Below are 19,990 nucleotides of genomic sequence, written 5' to 3'. Positions count from 1 at the left end.
TCAGCACGACGGCCATGAGCGGCCGCGCGTCAGCCGTAGAGCTCGCGGATGTGGACCACGAGCTCCCCGAAGGCCCGCGCCCGGTGGCTCGTGGCGTTCTTCTGGTCTGCGGTGAGCTCGGCCGACGAGATCTCGAGCCCCGCGGGGCGGAAGACGGGGTCGTAGCCGAATCCGTGGTCGCCTCGTGGCGCGTCGAGCACGTCGCCCGGCCAGCTGCCCCGCACCGTGAGCTCGCGCTCGCCGTCGACGAGGGCCGCGGCGCAGACGAACTCGGCGGCACGGTCGGTCGCGCCCTGCAGGTTCGCGAGCAGCAGGCGGTAGTTGTCGGCGTCATCCCGGGTTCCCGCGTACCGCGCGGAGTGGATGCCCGGTGCCCCGCCGAGCGCTCGCACGGCGATCCCCGAGTCGTCGGCGATCGCAGGCAGGCCCGTATGCGCGAAGGCGGCGCGGGCCTTGATGAGGGCGTTCGCCTCGAAGGTGTCGCCGTCCTCGACGGGCTCGGGTCCGTCGTACGCGACGAGCTCGTGCGGGCCGAGACGCTCACCGAGAATGCGTCGCAGCTCTTCGACCTTGTGCGCGTTGTGGGTGGCGAGCACGAACACCGTCACGAGCCGAGCGCCTCCGTCTGGATACGGGCCAGCTCGACGTTGCCTGCGAGGGCGAGGTCGAGCAGCGAGTCGAGCTCGCGGCGATCGAAGGGGGCGCCCTCGGCGGTGCCCTGCACCTCGACGAAGAGCCCGCGACCGGTGACGACGACGTTCATGTCGGTCTCGGCGCGCACGTCCTCCACGTAGGCGAGGTCGAGCATCGGGGTGCCGTCGATGATGCCGACACTCACGGCCGAGACCGTGTCGATGAGCGCCTTCGCGTTCTTGCCGATGAAGCCCTTCTCGCGCCCCCACGCGACCGCATCCGCGAGGGCCACGTATGCGCCGGTGATGGCGGCCGTGCGGGTGCCGCCGTCGGCCTGCAGCACGTCGCAGTCGATGACGATCGTGTTCTCGCCGAGCGCCTTGGTGTCGATCACGGCGCGGAGGCTGCGGCCGATGAGGCGCGAGATCTCGTGGGTACGGCCGCCGATGCGCCCCTTCACCGACTCGCGGTCCATACGCTCGTTCGTGGACCGCGGCAGCATCGCGTACTCGGCGGTCACCCAGCCCTTGCCCTTGCCCATTAGCCAGCGCGGGACGCCGTTCGTGAAGCTCGCCGTGCACAGCACCTTCGTGTTCCCGAAGGAGACGAGCGCCGAGCCCTCGGCCTGCGCACTCCAGCCGCGTTCGATGGTGACGGGGCGGAGCTGGTCGGGTGTGCGTCCGTCGGTGCGGGTGTCGGTCATGCGGGCTCCTCCTGCGGATGCGGTCGGGGTGAGGTCAGATACCGGGGACGCGGATCGTCCCGGTCGGAAAGCTCTCGACGTGGCGCACCTCGGGCCCGAGGAACCGGGCGGCGAGCGTGCGGAAGGCGCCTTCGTCGTCGCCGGTCGACTCGAAGCGGTGCACGGGGCGGCGGTCGGGACCGCTTTCAATGCCGTGACTCACGAGCGTGCGGTACACGTCGGCCGCGGTCTCCTCGGCGCTCGACACGAGCCGCACCCCGGGCCCCATCACGTACTGGATCGCGGCGGACATGAGCGGATAGTGGGTGCAGCCGAGCACGAGCGTGTCGACGTCCGCTTCGATGAGCGGGCTCAGGTACTCCTGCGCCACCGCGAAGAGCTCCGGACCGCTCGTGACGCCCGCCTCGACGAACTCGACGAAGCGCGGGCAGGCCCGACTCACGAGCTCGAGCCCCTGAGCAGCGGCGAAGGCGTCGTCGTAGGCGCGCGACTGGATGGTGCCCTCGGTGCCGATCACGCCGACGCGACCGTTGCGCGTGGCGCGCACCGCGGCGCGCACTGCCGGCTGGATGACCTCCACCACCGGGATGCCCGCGCCAACGGTGTAGCGCTCACGGGCATCGCGAAGAACTGCCGCCGACGCGGTGTTGCACGCGATCACGAGCGCCTTCACACCCTGTGCCACGAGGTCGTCCATCACGGCGAGGGCATATGCGCGCACGTCGGCGATCGGCTTCGGGCCGTAGGGCGAATTAGCCGTGTCGCCCACGTAGAGGATCGCCTCGTGCGGCAGCTGGTCGATGATGGCGCGTGCCACCGTGAGCCCCCCGACCCCCGAGTCGAAGACGCCGAGCGGCGCATCGGTGGGGACGGGAACGGTCACGAGCAACCAGCGTACCCGCGCCGCGCGGGCACCCGGCCGCCCTGTGGACAAGCAGCCTCGACGGGTTTCGCCCTTCCCTAGGGTGACCGGATGCACCACCCCACCACCACACGGAACACCGTCGTGCCTCTCGCCGCCGTCCTCCTTCTCGCCCTCGTCGCCTGCACCGAGCCACCAGTCGAACCTCCGAGCAGCAGTCCCCCACCCGCGTTCGCGACGGATGCCGACGCTCTCGCCGCCGCGGAGAAGGCGTATGGGAAGTACCTCGCGACGGCTGACGCGATCTTTGCGGACGGCGGCAGAGATGCGGAGAGACTGCGGGAGCTTGTAAGCGCAGAAGTCTTTGAACGAGAGCTCGAGGGCTTCCAGCGAGTCGCCGCACGACGACTCACGGGTATTGGCACGACGACGTTTGAATTGACATTCGCCGAACATGGCGCATCGATCATCTCGGTGTACGCGTGCGACGACGTATCTCAAACCGATCTCTTGGGCCCCGACGGGCAGTCGGTCGTCAAACCTGAGCGTGTTGAGCGAATCCCCTATGTTGTCGAGTTCGACGTGGCCGACAACCTGCGCATTGTCCGCAAGGACGTATGGGAGCAGAGCCCCGTATGCTGACCGCCCTCATTCTGCTATTAGGGATCTCGGCTGCTTCTGGAGGAAACACATGTGAACTCGCGGACGCACGCGAGGGCTCTTGCGTCATAACCGGCACAATCGAGGACGACGATGCCGTCCTCGATGGCCGCGAGAACGGCCCGCCCTCTCCTGGGCGCCCGCAGGAGGACGATTCCGAGATTGGTCCCGAACCGGAGTGTGCTGAGGAGCTTCGGCAAGCCGACCTGTGCACCCCTCGGGACGGCTATGAAGTCGTCACCATCTCGCTCGCGGATGTCGCGCGATTCCGTCCGACCCCAGCCGGGATCGGGATGGAACCCGACGGTTGGGCGGTAGCGGGGCTCCCTGCGAACTTCCACGCGGATCCGCGGCCCGTCACGGTATCCGGCACGCTGCTCGACCTGCCCGCCGAGGTCCGATTCACCCCCACAAGGTTCACTTGGGACTACGGCGACGACACCAGCCGCACCACGAGCACCGCGGGCACGAGCTGGCAACGCCTCCAGCAGGCCGAATTCACCGCGACCCCGACGAGCCACACCTACCGAAAACCGGCAACCGTAAATGTTCGACTCGAGATCGGGTACCACGTCGAGTACCGACTCGACGGAGGACGCTTCGTACCGATCGCCGGCACCCTCACCCGAACCGCGCCACCCACCACGGTCACCATCGTCCGGGCCGACACCGTCCTCGTCGACCGTGACTGCCGTCGAACCCCAACCGGACCCGGGTGCTGACACCGCCGCCGCAACCTCAGCCCCCCACCTCGCGCCCTACGCTGAACACCATGACGTCGACGGCGCTGCACACCGACCGATACGAACTCACCATGATCGACGCGGCCCTCCGTGCAGGCGTCGCCGAACGCCCCGCCGTCTTCGAGCTCTTCGCGCGACGACTCCCCGACGGGCGCCGCTACGGCGTCGTCGCAGGGATCGGGCGCCTCCTCGACGCGATCCACGACTTCCGATTCACCGCCGACGAACTCGGCTGGCTGAAACGCAACAACGTGGTCTCCGCCGAAGGCCTCGACTGGCTCGAGGCGTACCAGTTCAGCGGCAATATTCGCGGATACCGCGAAGGTGAGCTGTACTTCCCCGGCTCCCCCCTGCTCGTCGTCGAATCCGGGTTCGCCCAAGGTGTCGTGATCGAAACCCTCGCGCTCTCGATCCTCAACTACGACACCGCCGTCGCAAGCGCCGCCGCCCGCATGGTCTCCGCCGCCCAAGGCCGACCCCTCTCAGAAATGGGATCCCGACGCACCGGCGAACACTCCGCCATCGCCGCCGCACGCGCCGCCTACATCGCCGGATTCGCCGCCACCTCCAACCTCGAAGCAGGACGCCGATGGGGCGTGCCCACCATGGGCACCGCCGCCCACGCGTTCACCCTGCTCTTCCCCACCGAAGAGGAAGCGTTCGCCGCCCAAGTCGCGAGCCTCGGGCCCGAAACCACCCTGCTCGTCGACACCTACGACATCCGGCAAGGAGTCGAGAACGCCGTCCGCGCGGCAGGCACCCGTCTCGGCGCCGTCCGCATCGACTCCGGCGACCTCGGAGTCGTCGTGCGCGACGTCCGCCGACAACTCGACCGGCTCGGCGCGACCGACACCCGCATCACCGTCACCAACGACCTCGACGAACACGCCATCGCCGCCCTCGCATCCGCACCCGTCGACGCCTACGGAGTCGGCACCTCACTCGTCACCGGATCCGGCGCCCCCGCCGCAGGAATGGTCTACAAACTCGTCGCCCGGCACGACCCCGACGGCACCTGGAAGAGCGTCGGCAAGACCTCCGAAGGCAAAGCCACCGTCGGCGGACGCAAGCACCCCGTCCGCGCACTCCGCGACGGCACCGCGACCTCCGAAGACATCCACATCGACGCCGCACCCACCGGCATCACCCCCGAAACGGGACGCGCCCTCCACACCGAGCTCGTCCGCCACGGCGCACCGGAACCAACCGCACTCGGCCCTGAAGGCGTCACCAACGCCCGCGAACACCACGCCCGCGCCATCACCGAACTCCCCGACGACGCCCGACGGCTCTCCCGCGGAGAACCCGCGATCCCCACCCGCTACATCGAGCAGGGCACGCCCAGCGGCAGCTAGATCAACGCCTCGTAGATCTTCTTGCAATCCGGGCACACCGGGAACTTCGACGGATCGCGGCCCGGCACCCACTTCTTGCCGCACAGAGCGCGCACAGGCTTACCCGTCACCGCGGACTCCACGATCTTGTCCTTCTTCACGTAGTGCGCGAAGCGATCGTGCTCGCCATCCTCCGTCAGCTCCCCCTCGAGAAGCTTCTCGAGCTCACGGTCCAACACATCCGTGCCGCCGCCGACCCGATCCGCATCCACATCGCTCATACGCCCAGATTACGTGCGAACGCGCCCCCGACGCAGGCCTCAGTTGCGCGACGTGAACGCCAACAGCTCCGGCCCGCGACGGTCGAACGTCGCACCCCCGGCACGAAGACCACCCGCATACGCGGTCAGACCGGCCCCGACACCCGCAGCCAGCGCCACCCAGCCCCAGAAACCGCCATGCAGCCACCACAACGCCGACGCCCCCAACGCGGGCGCAGCCACCAGCAACGTCAGCAGGATCGACATCGACTGAGCAACACCGCCCTGGCTGCCCGGCACCTGCGGAGACTGCCACGCGCGATCCCCCGGACGCGGGGCGGCATACGGGAAACGCGCCGAGAACGCGCTCGCGATGCCGACACCGCCGAGCAGCAGAGCCACGCACACGCCCGTCAGAGGGACGACGACATCCGTCGCGCCGTGCCCCCACGCGGTCAAGGGAATGCCTGCCGCCAACAGCAAGGTGCCCCAGATGAGCACCGGCACCGCCCGGCCCGAACGATCGGCCGCGCCCTGAGTCGGCGACGCGACATGCTGCCACACCGCCGTCGAGTCGTACGCCACATCGTTGTGCAGCGTCGACCACGCCACCAGAAGCGTCAGCACCGGCAGCGGGACGAGCACCGAGATCGAGAACGGCACCCCGCCGACCCACAAGGCGAGCAGCATGAGCGCCGGGATCACAGGGATCATCACGAAGATCGCGAGATACCTCGGATCGCGCACCCAGTAGGTGAACGAACGCCCCGCGATCGCCCCGGCCGACGTCGCCGGGAAACGCCGGAACCAGCCAGGCGCGCGTGCCCGCCGCGGACGCGGATGCCGCCGCGTAGCCGAGAGCTGCGCGCCCGTCATCGCGAACCACGCGACCGCGAGCACCACGACCAGCACGGCCCCCGCGCCGATCATGCGCCACCCCGCGGCCGGATCGTCCACCCAGCTCGTGGCAGTTCCCGGCGCCGCCCACAGCATCCCGAACGGCGTCAACGCGAGCGCGTCGACCAGACCGCCCACCATGCCGTAGAACGGCCGACCGAGCCGGACAACCCAGAGGAGCTCAGGAACACGTCGAGCGATCTCGAGCAGCGCCGCGACCCCCACGACGATCAGAACGACCGTGCCGACGACCCGCACCAGCCGTCCGAGCCGAGGCCGCCGCCGAAGCGCCACCCCACCCCGACGGGCGAGAGACATCGTCAGCAGCCCCTGCAGCAGAAGCAGCGGAGCAGCGGCCCACGCCATCTGCACGGAAAGCGGATCCGACCACGCCCGCACCGGCGCGAAAGCGATCGGAACGATGAGGATCCCAGGCCCCACGATGAGGAACACGAAGAGCGCCACGCACACGGCGGCCGACGAGATCGGATACCCGAGGAACGCCCGCGGGGGCAGATCCTCGCGGCGCACCAGCATCAACGGAAGCAGCAACGAGGCCAGCACCAGCCACGACCCGATCACCACGGTCGCGCTGATCGCGAACGGTCCGTCGGTGTCTGTGAGCGCCGGGGCGGCAAACCACAACACGGCGGCGCCGACCACCGCGAGCACCAGCACGACCGCCAGCCCGAAGGCCTGCCCCGGCGGACGCCGGAACGCGTTGAGCAGAACCCGCAGCCTCAGTCGGAGAAGTTGTGCAACCACTCCATGCCCTCCACCGCCGCCTCGCCACCGGCCAGCTCGACGAACCGCTCCTCGAGGCTGCGGCCCTCGAGAAGCTCCGCCGTCGGCCCTTCGGCCAGAACCCGGCCGTCCACGATCACCGCGATGGCATCGCACACGCTCTCGGTGAGCTCCATGCTGTGACTCGACAGCACCACGGTTCCGCCTGCTGCCGTGAACTTCCGCAGCACATCGAGCACCCGCGACGTCGACACCGGATCCACCGACTCGAACGGCTCGTCGAGCACGAGCAATCGCGGAGCATGAATCATCGCGGCGGCCAACGCGATCTTCTTGGTCATGCCGGCCGAGTAATCCGACACCAGCCGGTGAAGCGAATGCTCCAGGCCGAACGCAACCGCCAGGTCCGCTGCCCGCTGCGAGGTCGTCATCCGATCGAGTCCGCGCAGGGTTCCCGCATGGTGCAGGAACTCGGCGCCGGTCAGACGGTCGAAGAGACGCAGACGATCGGGCAACACACCGATGGTGCGCTTCGCGAGTGCCGGGTTGTCCCACACGTCGAGACCGAACACGCGGACCACGCCCGCATCGGGGCGCAGAAGGCCCGTGAGCATCGACAACGTCGTGGTCTTCCCCGCGCCGTTCGGGCCGACCACGCCGAAGAAGGATCCGGGCTTCACCTCGAGATCGATCCCGTCGACGGCCGGCGAATCGCCGAAGTACTTCGTGAGGCCGGTCACCGCCAACGCGAGCTCGGACGTCTCCGACGTCGTCTCCGCCACCGGCGGGGCACCTGCAGTTCGGCGCACCGGCCGCTTCTTCGGGGCGGGAACGGGTGCAGGCTCGAGCACCTCGGCGGGCGCAGGGTCGAGCGTCGAAGTCTCGACGTCGGGCCCCTCGGCCACGAGCATCTCCTCAGCCGCCTCAGCCGCCTCGACCACGGCGAGCGCTGCCGCGGCCTCCTTGGCCTCTGCATCCACCACGGCGCGCGGGCGCGACACATCGACCCGAGGCCGACCGCTTCGTGAACGAGAGGCTACGGAAGCGGAACCACGCCACGCAGACGTGCCGGACGGTCGCCGGGGGGAGGATGCGGGGGTGGTGGGCTCTGACTCCACCGGTTCACCGTATCAACAGCGGAGGTCCGCTCAGCCGGCGGGCACAGAGATCAATCCCGAGGATGATCCGCACCCCGGGCAACGCCTGGAAGACTCATCACAAAACGGGAACAACAGGTAAACGGACCGTGACTTCCCGGCGTCCATCGCTAAAATCCATAAAGCACGATGGCGTGTCCTGAACTTTGCCCCGGCAGCATTGACGCGGATGGCGTCGCTGCCTCGTGGGGCTCGATACACCACCGAGGAGACCCCGTGACCACCCAGATCGTCATCCTTGCCGCGGGCATGGGCAGCCGACTGGGCCGCTCACTGCCCAAGCCGCTGACCGAGCTCGGCGACGGCCGCACCATCATGGGGCAGCAGCACGACAACATCCACCAGGCCTTCGGTCGCGACGTGTCGATCACGACCGTCGTGGGCTACAAGCTCGAGCACATCATCGAGGCGTTCCCGCACGTCGACTACGTCTACAACGAGGCGTACGACCAGACGAACACCTCCAAGAGCCTCCTCCGCGCCCTCCAGGCGACGAAGGACGGCGGCGTGCTCTGGATGAACGGCGATGTCGTCTTCGACCCGGAGGCGCTCGTGCGCGCCGGTGATCTCATCGCGCGCGACCAGAGTTTTGTGACAGTCAACACCTCGAAGGTGTCGGACGAAGAGGTCAAGTACACGATCGACGAGACCGGCCACATCTGCGAGCTGTCGAAGACCGTCCGCGACGGGCTCGGCGAGGCCGTCGGGATCAACTTCGTCTCGAGCCGCGACAAGGCGGCGCTCGTGCGCCAGCTGCAGCGCGTGGACGCGCAGGACTACTTCGAGCGCGGAATCGAGCTCGCGATCGAGCACGACGGCGTCCGCTTCCAGCCGGTGGACATCAGCGACCTCTACGCGGTCGAGATCGACTTCGCCGAAGACCTCGAGCGCGCCAACCTCTTCGTCTGAGTTCGGCGGTGCCGCGAGCATCCACGGCGTCTCACCCGGCTAGATTGTTGCGGTGACCTCTGCCGCGCTGTCCCGACGCGATTGGTCGCCGTTCACTCGCTACCGGCGCTCGCTCTGGCTGCTGACCACTCGCGATCTCAAAGTCCGTTACTCCACGTCGTTCCTCGGATACTTCTGGTCGATCCTCGACCCGCTCGTCATGGCGGCGATCTACTGGTTCGTCTTCACGCAGATCTTCCACCGCGGCGTCGGACACGAGCCGTACCTCGTGTTCCTGCTGAGCGGGCTCCTGCCCTGGATGTGGTTCACCGGCGCCGTGTCGGACTGCACGCGCGCGTTCACCCGCGAGTCCAAGCTCATCCGCTCCACTACGATCCCCCGCACCATCTGGGTCACGCGACTGGTGCTCTCCAAGGGCATCGAGTTCCTCGCGAGCATCCCCGTGCTCGTCGTGTTCGCGGTGCTCAGCCTGTGGACGGACGACCCGGCGCAGCTGCATCCGGAAGCCCTGTGGTCGATCCTCGCGATCGTGCTGCAGACGATCCTCACCGTGGGCATCGGCCTGATCGTCGCGCCCCTCGTCGTGTTCTTCCGCGACCTCGAGCGTGCCGTGAAGCTCGCCCTGCGATTCGTCTTCTACGCCTCGCCCATCATCTACGGCATCCGCGACCTGCCCACGACCCCCATCGACTTCCACTTCTGGGGCGCCTTCAACCCGTTGACCGGTATCTTCTCGCTCTACCGCGCGGCGTTCTTCCCGCAGGAGCTCGACTGGTTCGCGGTGGGGATCGCCGCGGTGATCTCGCTGGGACTGCTCGCCATCGGTACCGCGGTGTTCTCGCGCACCATCCGCACGGTGCTGAAGGAGATCTGATGGCCGACGAGGACATCGTGATCGCCGTCCGCGGCGCCGGGATCCGGTACAAGCGCAACCGCTCGTCGCGCCGGAGCTTCAAGGACCTGTTCGCGGGCCGCAACCGTCGAACCCGGCCCGGCGAGTTCTGGGCACTGCGAGGGGTCGACTTCGAGGTGCGCGCGGGCGAGGCGATCGGCGTGGTGGGCCGCAACGGCCAGGGTAAGTCGACCCTGCTGAAGCTCGTGGCGCAGGTCGTCTACGCAGACGAGGGCGCCGTCGAAGTCCGCGAAGGGGTCGCGCCGCTCATCGAGATCACCGGCGGTTTCGTCAACGACCTCTCGGTGCGCGACAACGTGTACCTCACGGCGGGGCTGCACGGGATGACCCGGCGGGAGATCGACGAGCGCTTCGCCGAGATCATCGATTTCGCCGAGATCGGCGACTTCGTCGACACCCCCTACAAGCACCTGTCGAGCGGCATGAAGGTGCGCATCGCATTCGCGGTGATCTCGCGCCTGGAGGAGCCGATCATCCTCGTCGACGAGGTTCTCGCGGTGGGCGACAAGGCCTTCCGTGAGAAGTGCTACCGCCGCATCGAGGAGCTGCTCGCGGGCGGACGGACCCTGTTCTTCGTCTCGCACAGCGAGCGGGATCTGCTGCGGTTCTGCACGCGCGGGCTCTACCTCGACAAGGGCGCCCTCGTGCTCGACGCGTCGATCCGCGAGGTCGTGGACCGGTACAACGCCGACTACGGCACCGTCTGATCGATCAGGCGTCCGCGGTACGCGCGCACCGCGCGACGCGCACGCCGCACGAGCACCGCACCGGCGCGGGCGGGCACACCGACCGTGAGCAGCGCCACACGGACGGACCGCGGCTCGCTGTCTGGGAACGCCAGCATCCGCTGCCACCGCAGACGGAGGGCACCACCCCAGAGGGGCTGCGCGGCACGGGGCGCGAGCTCGCCTGCGCGGCGGGCCTCGACGAGCTCACGGAGACGCGGCACGAGGTCGTCCTGTGCGGGCGCGTGGAAGTAGTTGTCGTCGACCCACGACGGGTCGGGGTGGCGGAAACGGCGCGCCACGACGTCATCCGCTCCCCCGAAAAGTCCGCTCCCGCGGAACACCTCGTTGATGAGCACCGGGGAGATACCGAAGTCATCGAGCGCGATCACCGGGATGCGCCGTGCGATCGCCTCGAGCACCGCGGTGGAGCTCACGGTCACGAGGCCGTGGGCACGCTCCAGCGCCGTGGACATCGGCTCGCCCGACACGACGAGGTTCTGCGGCATCCGTCGTCCCTCGAGCTCCGCTGCGATGAGGTCGGGGATCGGGAACCGCTCGTCGTGGGTCTGCCGCTCGGCGCCCATGGCGCGGACCTTCACCACGACGCGGCGGCCGGGGTCGTCCTCCGCCGCAGCGATGAGCATCCGCGCGACGGCCCGTCGGTCGTCGAGCTCGGCCGGCACGACGGACTGGACGGCGAAGACGAGGTCCTCCCCCTCCGCCTGCTGCGCCACCGACTCCCGGGCGAACGGGAGAGCGGCCATCGCGATGGCGCGATCCGCCCCGAGCTCACGGGCGAGGACCCGGAACTCGCGCACCTCGCGCCGACTGTGGACGACGAAGAGATCGGCCTGGTGCCGGAAGATGAGGGCCTTCCGCGTCGCTGGCACCGAGATGCCCGGCATCCCGCTCACCAGCACCGGCCTCGGGTCGAGCTTCGCGAGCTCGCGCAGCAGCACGCGCGCCTGCGGGCCGCGCGTGGCGACGAGCACCACGTCGGCGCCTCGCGGGGCGATGACTCGGCGCAACTCAGGAAGGGTGGCGAGGGTCACGTCGTCCGACCCGATCCCGCTGCCGTGGAGTGCGGCGCTCCGCTGGGTCGCGCTCGGCGCGGCACGTGTGTCGACGATCACGAGTGAGCGTTCGACGTCGTCGGGAAGCGCGGCAAGCGTCGCCGCCGCCCACTTGACGTACGAGTCGCTGTCGGCGATCGCAACGACGCGCATCGGCCGATCCGGCTCGAGGTGCGGGCCGTTCAGACCGTCACCCGCCTGAGCTTCTCCATCGGCGCGACCTCACCCGGGAAGACGCGCTTGACCCCGTCGCCCAGCGCCTCCCCGATGATGCGGATATCGCGCACGAGGTGGTCGAACCCGGTCGGCTCGAGCGAGGCCGCGTGGTCGGACCCCCACATCGTCCGATCGAGGGTGATGTGCCGTTCGACCGCGACCGCACCCAGCGCAACCGCGGCGAGCGAGATCTGGAGCCCGCGTTCGTGACCCGAGTACCCGACCGGCACCCCCGGGTAGAGATCGCCGAGGGTCGCGATCATCCGCAGGTTCGCCTCCTCCGGCGGGAGCGGATAGGTGGAGGTGGCGTGCATGAGCACGAGCCGCTCGGTGCCGAGGATCCGCACGGCGGCATCGATCTGCTCGAGCGTCGACATGCCGGTCGACAGGATGATCGGCTTGCCTGTGTCGGCGAGCGCTCGCAGGAGCTCGTGGTCGGTGAGCGACGCCGACGCGACCTTGTGCGCCACCACATTGAGATCCTCGAGGAAGCCGACGGCTGGCACATCCCACGGGGAGGCGAACCAGTCGAGCCCGCGCAGCGTCGCGTAGTCGCCGATCTCGACGTACTGCTCACGATCGAACTCGACCCGGTAGCGGTACTCGAGGTAGCTCATCTCGCCCCAGGGCGTCTCGCGCCGCACGTCGCGCATGTGCTCCGGAGTGGAGATCTCGGGGGTTCGCTTCTGGAACTTCACCGCCTGCGCGCCGGCATCCGCGGCGACGTCGATGAGCGCCTTCGCGAGGTCGACGTCACCGTTGTGGTTCAGTCCGATCTCGGCGATCACGTAGACGGGTGCGTCGCGACCGACGTCCCGGGAACCGATGGTGATGCTCATCCGCGTGAGTCCTCTCGTGGGGTGGATCGATCGGCCAGCACGCGCTCGGCGAGCTCACGGACGGCGCCGTCGCCTCCCGCGCGTTCCAGCACGGTGCGGGCGGCGGCCTGCACGAGCGGGTGGGCGCCCGGGGTGGCGACGGGCCAACCCACGAGCTCCAGGCATCCGAGGTCGTTGACGTCGTTGCCGAGGTAGGCGATCCGCTCGAGCGAGATCCCGGCATCCGCCGCCCACTCGGCGAGCGCCGCCGCCTTGTCGTCGAGGCCGTGCCGCACCTCGACTCCGAGCTTGCGTGCGCGCGCGGCGACCACCCTGCTGCGCTCGGTGGAGAGGATGAGCACGGGGATTCCCGCGCGGACGAGGCGCGCGACGCCCATCCCGTCCGAGCGGCTGACGGTGACGAACTCGCTGCCGTCTTCGCCGACAAGAGCCCGGTCGTCGGTGTGCACACCGTCGAAGTCCGTGACGACCGCGTCGACGCCGATCGGTGTGCCGCGCTCGAACTCGACGGCGATCATCCCGGCGAGACGCAGCTGCTCTTCGGTGTCGATCTCGATCGACCCCGCCTCGGCGACGAGCGCCGCCTCGACGACCCCGAAGAAGCGGTGGCGGGCGGCACGGTATCCGTCGGCGTCCAGTACGTAGAAGGCGCCGGTCTCGAGGTACTCCGGGTCGCGCTCCTGCCGACGCGGCCGGTGGGACGGGTCATGGTTGACCCCCTCGACCCCGCGCCCGTCAGCTGCCGGTCGCCAGAGGAAGCCCCACGACGGCACCGCGGAGAACACCACGTCGGCATCCCCGGATCGCACGACATCCACGGCCCCCGCGATGTCTCGCGCCTCGATGAACGGCGAGGTCGCCTGAATGAACACGACGATCCCCACGTCGACTCCGCGCGAGGCGAGCACCTCGAGGGCGTGATCGATCGCGGATTCGGAGCTGGCGGTGTCGCCTGCGATCTCTGCCGGACGATCGACGATCTCCGCTCCGGCGGCGCTTGCGTGGGCGGCGATCTCCGGATCGTCGGTCGTCACCACCACGCGATCGATTCCGCGTGCCGCCGTCGCCGTCCGAACCGCACGGCTGATGAGCGGCACCCCGCCCACCCGGCGGACGTTCTTGCGGGGCACGCCCCGCGAGCCGCCCCGCGCAGGGATGATCGCGACGGTCTCGCTCATGCGGGCGTCCTTCCGTGGCCGGACGCGGTCGGGATGCTGCCGGTCCGGATGACGCTGCCGCTCCCCCGCAGGACCGCGGACAGCGTCGTCGTCGCACTCGTCGGGAGCGCGTGGATCTCGAGCGGGCGCCTGGCCCCCGCAAGGGCTATCTCGACGGGCAGGCCGGTGCGCACGACCGTGACGCCCGGGAGCGCAGCCACTGCTGCGAGCTGCTCCGGGGCCTCCCGGCGATGCGGGAGGTAGCCGACGGGTTCGTCGCGAGCGAGTCGCGCGACCCATCGGAGGTGGTCCTCAGCGGAGAGCTGCCCGTCGACGACACGTGCGGTGCCCAGCACGAGTCGCTCTCCGGGAAGGTCGATCTCGGGAGCGAGACCGCGCGCCGCGGCGTCGCGGAGCCACGCGAATTCGTCGATCGCGATCGTCGCGCCGAGACGCTCGGCCGTGGGCAGCGCTGCGGGGAAGGCGGTGAACAGCTCGAGTCGGCGCTCGTGAGCGAGACGACGCAGTCGGGCGCCGGCGAACTCGCCCAGCACCGTCTTCATCCGCGACTCGGCGTGGCCGGGGCGCGAGTAGTGGGTCTCGCCTGCGATGGCGGCCATGGCGCGCACGATCATCGATCCGTCGTCCACGAGAGAGACCCGGCGAGGCGAGGGCAGCACGCTCAGAGCCGCACGGAACTGCCCCGACATCGGATCCCCGACGACCCAGTGCCGCGATCCGGCGAGGCGGGCCCAGGGGATCCCGACGTACGGCTCGAACCGGACGAAGGGGGCGCCCATGCGACGAAGCTCTTCGGCCGCGGAGACAACGTGAGGATCGGTGATCCGCAGCATCACGGAAGTGGTGCCTCCGGTGCGCGTACGATGGCGATGGGCCCACTCCGCTGCGGCGAGAAGCTGCAGCGGCGACTCCACCCATGCGACGGCCGCACGGGCGCGCTCGTCGTTCGCACGCTCCACCATTCCGGCCCTCCTTCGGGCGAGCCTGAGGCGCGCGTGTGAGCGGGCGACGAGCGAGCGGTGAACGCGCGGGGGTCGCCGGGTGAATTCCCGGCGGCATGGTGTCAGCCCCTCACCCGACGTAGCGTGAGGGGATGGATGAGCCGAGCAACGCACCGAGCGAACCGGCGCCGTCCGTCACCGGGGCGCGTGTCGACGCGATCCTCGATCGCGTGATGTCGGTGCATCGGCCGGTCGTGCTCGCCCATCTGCGCGCCGTCCGCGGACGCCATCCGGATGCCGCACCGTGGCAGGTGCTGCGCTCCCTCGAGCGCCGCTACCTCGCCACCGTGACGACGAGTGGCGCGGGAGTCGGTGTCGCGGCCGCAGTGCCCGCGGTGGGAACCGGTGCGGCTCTCGCGCTCTCGGGGGCCGAGACAGTGCTGTTTCTAGAGGCGACTGCACTGTTCGCGCAATCGGTGGCGGAGCTGCACGGCATCCCCGTCGACGACCCCGACCGCGCACGGGCGCTCGTCCTCGCGATGGTGATCGGCGGGCCGGCACAGGAACTGCTCGGCCAGCTTGCCGGGCAGGCGACCGGGCAAGCGAAGGGGCGCACCGAGTTCTGGGGCGCGCTCATCGCCAAGAACCTCCCCCGCACGGTGGTCGCCCAGTTCATGGACCGCGTCCGCACCGTCTACCTGCCCCGCCTGCTGGCGACGGCGGGCGGCGGCATCGTCGGGCGGGTCTTGCCGTTCGGCGTCGGTGCGGTGGTCGGTGGTACCGCGAATCAGCTGCTGGGGCGCCGGGTCGTCGCGACGGCGCGCACGGCATTCGGACCGCCCCCGAGGTTCTTCCCGCCGGAGACCGAGCCGCGGCCGTCAGTGAGCGGCGACCCCGTGCGTGGGATCCGCCGCATCGCCGCGCGACGGAAGGCCATCACGCGCGTCAGCGACGACTAGTCACCGGATGCTGGGAAACCCTCGTCGTCCTCATCCTGATCGAACGGATCGGACTCAGAGGTGAGCCGATCACCGGCGTGAACGGCGGCGTGGCGGTCCCACTCGGCGATCAGCTGCTCCACGGCGGCATGGAACCGCGCCGTCGCGGCGCCCGGCGAGGTGTCGCCGAAGTGGTGCGACGACCAGTGGGCGAGGCTGTCGAGTGCGGTTTCGTCGTGGAGCACCCGGTCGATCTCGGCGAGGATGCCGGGCGCGTCCGCGGCGTGGACCCACTCGGCGGATCCGAGGAATCCGGTCTCGTCGACCTCGGCGAGCGGCGACGAGGGCCGGGTCACGAGGATCGGCTTGCCGACCGCGAGGCGGTCGTACACCATCGCCGAGATGTCGGTGATGGCGACATCCGCGTCGGCGAGCTGCCACCCGAGCTGCGGGCCGTCGTCGAACACGTGATGCGCGGTCGGCTCGGCGGTGTTCGCTGCCGCGATCGCGGCGATGATCCGCTCGTTCGCCGCGCGGTATGCCGGGTCGATGACCCCGGACCGCGGATGCGGGCGATAGACGAGCCGGTACTGCGGCGACGCGAGCACCGCCTCCGCGATCGCAACACCGTGGGACGCGATCGAGCCGTAGGCGGCCGCCGGGCGGTCGCCCTCCCAGGTGGGCGCGTACAGCACGACCGTGCGATCGTCATCCGGGTACGGAACCTCGCCCGCGAAGTGGTCGGCCTGCGGCCGGCCGATCGGGATGGCCTTGCGCGCGACGTCGTACCCCCACAGCTTGTGCGACAGGCGATCGATCGCGGCCTGCCCGGCGACGAACGCGTAGTCGTACGCCTTGAACTGGTTGGAGGTCATGTACATCTTGTCGGACTCGCCGTGGTTGATGAACACGTGCCACATGCGGGCGTACCGGAACATCTGGAAGTTCTTCATGTTCTGGTTCACGTAGAACACGATGCGCACGCGATGGCGCCCGACGAACGCCTCCAGATCGGTGACCTTGCGCCGGTAGACCACGGGTACGGGCGCCTCGTCCTGCAGGATGAGCGTCGCACCCGGGCTGCGCGTCAGGATCGTCACCGGATGGGTTCGTGCGAGCTCCGCGAGCGGGGCGTACCACTGGCGGATCTGGTAGAGATTCACCCGCGTGTCGGCGAAGTAGACGACGATGTCGACCTCGGACGGCTCGCCCGCCCCGTGCTCGGCGATGCGGCGGGCCAGCTCGCGCGAGGTCTGTCGGGAGCGCATCGCGTTGCGGATCACCCGTCGTGCAGCGCGCAGGTCGGCGGCGATCCCCATCCGTGCTTCCTTCCTCGGCGCACACGGCGCCCTCCCCATTACAGCAGCCGCCCCCGGACCGGATCGGCGGATGCGGGGCATCGTTATCGTTCGGTTGCAGCGCCGCGCATGCCTCGTCGCCGCTCCCACGCGTGACAGAATCGGGACCGTGTCGGCGACCTTCACCTTCGGCGCCGGTAACGCCCGCAAGCTGCTCCGTCTGCCCCTCTACGCGCTCGGGGCGCTCGCCGCGCTGCTGGTGCCCCGCAGCTCCCGTCTGTGGGTGTTCGGATCGGGGATCGGCCTCGGCGAGGGAGCGCTGCCGCTCTACCTCCGGGCGACCGAGCTGCTCGGCGACGAGACACGGATGGTGTGGCTGGCGTCGTCCGAGGCGGAGTGCGCCGATGCGCGCGGGCGCGGCATGGACGCCGTGCTCAAGCACTCGGCCCGCGGCTTCTGGGCGACGCTGCGCGCCCGCGTGGTCGTGGTCACGCACGGTTTCGGGGATGCGAACCGCTACGCGACCTCGCGCGCGTTCGTCGTGCAGCTGTGGCACGGCATCCCGCTCAAGAAGCTGCACCTCGACTCCCCCGCGACCCTCCGCATCCGCGGGGTGCCGGATCATCGGCTCGTGCGCGCGCTGTTGAGGCGCGCCTACCGGTTCGCGGGGCGTGGCATCTCACTCTTCCCCGTGGCCTCGGAGCTCGTCGCCCCGCGGATCGTCTCGGCCTTCGGAGTGCGCCCGGATCGCGTGGTGGCGGTCGGCGACATCCGCGACGACGCCCTGCTCGACTCCGGAAAGGGCATCGACCCGGACGCGCAGCGAGCGGCGGCGCGGGCGCGGCTCGCGGACGCGGTCGGGCCGCTCGAGGAGGACTCGCGCGTGATCCTCTACGCCCCGACCTGGCGCGACGGCGCACCCGACCCCGGCGTCCCGACCTCCGATGACTGGGCGCTGATCGCCCGCTGGCTGGACGCGCGCGACGCGGTGCTGCTCGTGCGCGCGCATCCGCTCGGGATCGGCGACTACGCGGGGGGCACGGCCGCCTCCGACCGCATACGGCTGCTCGGCGGCGACCGCATCGTCGACGTCACGCCCGTGCTGCCCGGAATCGACGCGCTCGTGACGGACTACTCGTCGATCGCGTACGACTACGCCCTCACCGGCGGACCGGTGATCTTCCTCGCGCCGGACGTCGAGCGCTACGCCCGGGCCCGTGGGCTGTATGAGAACTACCGGACCTTCAGCGACGACCGGTACGTCACGCGATGGCCGCACGTGCTCGAGCACCTCGACGCGGGGGCGGAGTCCTCGCTCGGTCGCCGCATCGCCCGCCACAGCCGGTGGCTGCGCGAAGAGCACATCGACTACCCCGAAGGTCATGCGGCAGATCGCGTCCTGCGCGAGATCCTGGAGCGGACCGGGCACGGCGCCCGCCTTCCGGCTGCGGTCGATGCGCCGATGTCCCGCGCGCGGGTCGTCGAGGCACAGTTCGACGAGGCGCACGACGCGCCCGTGCTCCGTCTCGCGATCGAGGATCCGGTGCGCGAGGTCACGTCGGTGCGCCTCGAAGGCGCGCGGGCGCGAGTGGATGCCGCCGCAGACGCGACGACACGGATCGAGGTCCAGCTCCCCCTGCTCGGCGAGCGCTGGGGCACGCCGGGTCTCGCCCTGCCCTCGGGCAGCTACCGCGTCCGGCTCGAGGGTGAGGTGCCGACGAGCCGCCTCGAGGTCGCCGGAGCGCTGCCCGCGAAGCTCACGCATCCGCTGTTTCACGCGGAGCTCGTGCGGCACGCGGGTGGCCTCGTTCTGCATGTCTCCGCGCCTCTCGCGGACGACGAACGCGGGCCGCGCGCTCAGAAGCGCCTCGAACGCGCCTACCGCCGCGGCACACCCGAGCCCGAGCGGGCCGTCTTCCTCGAGAGCTTCTACGGGCAGTCGGCGTCGTGCAATCCCGCCGGAATCGCCCAGATGCTCCGGCGTATGCATCCCGACGTCACCCGGTACTGGAGTGTCGCCGACGGCTCGGTGGCGGTTCCCGAGGGCGACGTGCGCCTCGTCGAGGGAAGCCGCGAGTGGTGGCGCGTCCGCGGATCGGCGCGGGTGCTCATCGTCAACGACTGGCTGCGCAAGCGCTACCGCCGACGTCCGCACCAGCATGTGCTGCAGACCTGGCACGGAACCATGCTGAAGCGTCTCGCGCTCGACCGGGCGGGGGTCGGCCTGCGCACGAGGATCGCCGTGCGCCGAGAGAGCGCCCGGTGGGACGCGCTGCTCACCCAGAACTCGTACGCCTCCCGCATCTTCGCCTCCGCGTATGCGTTCGCCCGCCCCACCTGGGACGAGGGCTACCCGCGGAACGACCGTCTGGTCTCAGAATCCGATGCGTCGTCCGTGCGGCGCACGCTCGGCATCCCGGCGGATGCGCGTGTGGTGCTCTACGCGCCTACCTGGCGCGACGACCGCACCGAGATGGTCGACTATCTCGACCTCACGAGCTTCGCGGCCGACCTCGGCGACGACCACGTGCTGCTCGTCCGCGGCCACTCGCGCACCTTGCGCTATGGACGCGACCTCGAGGCGGAGCGGCTCATCGACGTCACGAGCTACCCGAACGTCGCCGAGCTGCTCCAGATCGCCGACGTCCTCGTGACCGACTACTCCTCGGTGATGTTCGACTTCGCGGCGACCGGACGGCCCATCATCTTCTTCACGCCCGACCTCGTGCACTACAGCTCCGACCTGCGCGGCTTCTACTTCGACCTGCTCGCCGAGGCGCCAGGCCCCGTGGTGCGCACCCGTGAGGAACTCGCCGACGCGATCGCCGATGTCGAGTTGATCCGCGAGCGCTACCGGGCGGAAGCCGCGCGCTGGCGGGAGCGCTTCACCCCGCTCGACGACGGGTCAGCGGGCATGCGTGTCGTCCGCCGCATGACCGACGCGGGATGGCTCTGAGCCGCGCC

19 protein-coding genes are annotated in these 19,990 nt (G+C 69.9%); 8 read left to right on the top strand and 11 right to left on the bottom strand.

The genetic code is table 11. The annotated features are described in order from the left end of the window. Nucleotides 1–29: 29 nt before the first annotated feature. Genes rdgB through murI form a run of 3 tightly spaced genes read right to left on the bottom strand, consistent with a single transcriptional unit; the run spans nt 30 to nt 2,219 of the window. Complete coding sequence (rdgB, locus tag FVQ89_RS09720) at nt 30–608, bottom strand: RdgB/HAM1 family non-canonical purine NTP pyrophosphatase (RefSeq protein WP_147901764.1); 579 nt, start codon at nt 606–608, stop codon at nt 30–32. Then, nucleotides 605–1,336 (bottom strand): ribonuclease PH, encoded by a 732-nt coding sequence (gene rph, locus FVQ89_RS09715; RefSeq protein ID WP_147901763.1) that lies wholly within the window; start codon nt 1,334–1,336, stop codon nt 605–607. Before rph ends, rdgB begins: the two co-directional genes overlap by 4 nt. Before the next feature lie 34 nt (nt 1,337–1,370). Beyond that, nucleotides 1,371–2,219: a glutamate racemase gene (gene murI, locus FVQ89_RS09710; protein WP_255513538.1), complete on the bottom strand. Its 849-nt coding sequence runs from the start codon at nt 2,217–2,219 to the stop codon at nt 1,371–1,373. Between the two features lie 90 nt (nt 2,220–2,309). On the opposite strand from murI, the gene FVQ89_RS14605 reads away from it, so the two are divergent. The 3 genes from FVQ89_RS14605 to FVQ89_RS09700 all read left to right on the top strand — a co-directional run bounded on the left by FVQ89_RS14605 (nt 2,310) and on the right by FVQ89_RS09700 (nt 4,956). Further along, a complete protein-coding gene (locus FVQ89_RS14605; protein ID WP_255513537.1) occupies nt 2,310–2,840 on the top strand; it encodes a hypothetical protein in 531 nt (176 codons plus the stop codon). A gap of 311 nt (nt 2,841–3,151) precedes the next feature. After that, nucleotides 3,152–3,580, top strand: a complete 429-nt coding sequence (locus FVQ89_RS09705) for a hypothetical protein (protein ID WP_147901761.1) — start codon at nt 3,152–3,154, stop codon at nt 3,578–3,580. Between the two features lie 50 nt (nt 3,581–3,630). Beyond that, nucleotides 3,631–4,956 carry a nicotinate phosphoribosyltransferase gene (locus FVQ89_RS09700; protein WP_147901760.1) on the top strand — a complete coding sequence of 442 codons (1,326 nt, stop codon included), beginning with the start codon at nt 3,631–3,633 and terminating at the stop codon, nt 4,954–4,956. Here FVQ89_RS09700 and FVQ89_RS09695 read toward each other — a convergent pair. From FVQ89_RS09695 to FVQ89_RS09685, 3 genes are read right to left on the bottom strand one after another with little or no spacing between them, the layout of a single operon-like run. Next, the gene (locus FVQ89_RS09695) at nt 4,953–5,216 is read right to left on the bottom strand and encodes a DUF3039 domain-containing protein (protein ID WP_147901759.1); all 264 of its coding nucleotides are present in this window, start codon (nt 5,214–5,216) and stop codon (nt 4,953–4,955) included. The two genes, FVQ89_RS09700 and FVQ89_RS09695, sit on opposite strands and share 4 nt — an antisense overlap. Before the next feature lie 39 nt (nt 5,217–5,255). Further along, nucleotides 5,256–6,857, bottom strand: coding sequence for a hypothetical protein (locus FVQ89_RS09690; RefSeq protein ID WP_147901758.1), 1,602 nt, complete (start codon nt 6,855–6,857; stop codon nt 5,256–5,258). Then, nucleotides 6,833–7,837, bottom strand: coding sequence for an ABC transporter ATP-binding protein (locus FVQ89_RS09685; protein ID WP_255513536.1), 1,005 nt, complete (start codon nt 7,835–7,837; stop codon nt 6,833–6,835). Before FVQ89_RS09685 ends, FVQ89_RS09690 begins: the two co-directional genes overlap by 25 nt. Nucleotides 7,838–8,209: 372 nt before the next feature. Between FVQ89_RS09685 and FVQ89_RS09680 the strand changes: the two genes are divergently transcribed. The 3 genes from FVQ89_RS09680 to FVQ89_RS09670 are packed head-to-tail and all read left to right on the top strand — an operon-like array spanning nt 8,210 to nt 10,522. After that, a complete protein-coding gene (locus FVQ89_RS09680; RefSeq protein WP_147901757.1) occupies nt 8,210–8,902 on the top strand; it encodes an NTP transferase domain-containing protein in 693 nt (230 codons plus the stop codon). Nucleotides 8,903–8,954: 52 nt separating this feature from the next. After that, complete coding sequence (locus FVQ89_RS09675; protein ID WP_147901756.1) at nt 8,955–9,776, top strand: ABC transporter permease; 822 nt, start codon at nt 8,955–8,957, stop codon at nt 9,774–9,776. Further along, a complete protein-coding gene (locus tag FVQ89_RS09670; RefSeq protein WP_147901755.1) occupies nt 9,776–10,522 on the top strand; it encodes an ABC transporter ATP-binding protein in 747 nt (248 codons plus the stop codon). Before FVQ89_RS09675 ends, FVQ89_RS09670 begins: the two co-directional genes overlap by 1 nt. Here the strand turns inward: FVQ89_RS09670 and FVQ89_RS09665 are convergent. Genes FVQ89_RS09665 through FVQ89_RS09650 form a run of 4 tightly spaced genes read right to left on the bottom strand, consistent with a single transcriptional unit; the run spans nt 10,507 to nt 14,811 of the window. Beyond that, the gene (locus FVQ89_RS09665; RefSeq protein WP_147901754.1) at nt 10,507–11,769 is read right to left on the bottom strand and encodes a DUF6716 putative glycosyltransferase; all 1,263 of its coding nucleotides are present in this window, start codon (nt 11,767–11,769) and stop codon (nt 10,507–10,509) included. The two genes, FVQ89_RS09670 and FVQ89_RS09665, sit on opposite strands and share 16 nt — an antisense overlap. A gap of 29 nt (nt 11,770–11,798) precedes the next feature. Beyond that, nucleotides 11,799–12,671 carry an N-acetylneuraminate synthase family protein gene (locus FVQ89_RS09660; RefSeq protein WP_147901753.1) on the bottom strand — a complete coding sequence of 291 codons (873 nt, stop codon included), beginning with the start codon at nt 12,669–12,671 and terminating at the stop codon, nt 11,799–11,801. Beyond that, complete coding sequence (locus tag FVQ89_RS09655) at nt 12,668–13,849, bottom strand: acylneuraminate cytidylyltransferase (RefSeq protein WP_147901752.1); 1,182 nt, start codon at nt 13,847–13,849, stop codon at nt 12,668–12,670. The genes FVQ89_RS09660 and FVQ89_RS09655 overlap by 4 nt, the downstream gene beginning before the upstream one ends. Continuing rightward, complete coding sequence (locus FVQ89_RS09650; protein ID WP_147901751.1) at nt 13,846–14,811, bottom strand: hypothetical protein; 966 nt, start codon at nt 14,809–14,811, stop codon at nt 13,846–13,848. The genes FVQ89_RS09655 and FVQ89_RS09650 overlap by 4 nt, the downstream gene beginning before the upstream one ends. Nucleotides 14,812–14,942: 131 nt before the next feature. On the opposite strand from FVQ89_RS09650, the gene FVQ89_RS09645 reads away from it, so the two are divergent. Then, complete coding sequence (locus tag FVQ89_RS09645; protein ID WP_147901750.1) at nt 14,943–15,749, top strand: hypothetical protein; 807 nt, start codon at nt 14,943–14,945, stop codon at nt 15,747–15,749. Here the strand turns inward: FVQ89_RS09645 and FVQ89_RS09640 are convergent. Further along, the gene (locus FVQ89_RS09640) at nt 15,746–17,047 is read right to left on the bottom strand and encodes a CDP-glycerol glycerophosphotransferase family protein (RefSeq protein WP_147901749.1); all 1,302 of its coding nucleotides are present in this window, start codon (nt 17,045–17,047) and stop codon (nt 15,746–15,748) included. The two genes, FVQ89_RS09645 and FVQ89_RS09640, sit on opposite strands and share 4 nt — an antisense overlap. Nucleotides 17,048–17,195: 148 nt before the next feature. On the opposite strand from FVQ89_RS09640, the gene FVQ89_RS09635 reads away from it, so the two are divergent. Beyond that, on the top strand, nt 17,196–19,982 hold the full coding sequence (locus tag FVQ89_RS09635) for a CDP-glycerol glycerophosphotransferase family protein (RefSeq protein ID WP_255513535.1): 2,787 nt from the start codon (nt 17,196–17,198) through the stop codon (nt 19,980–19,982). Nucleotides 19,983–19,990 lie beyond the last annotated feature (8 nt).

This window comes from Homoserinibacter sp. GY 40078, assembly GCF_008017545.1.
GTDB lineage: Bacteria > Actinomycetota > Actinomycetes > Actinomycetales > Microbacteriaceae > Homoserinibacter.
Note: the sequence above shows the minus strand (reverse complement) of the source record. Positions and strands in the feature narration are given on the sequence as shown.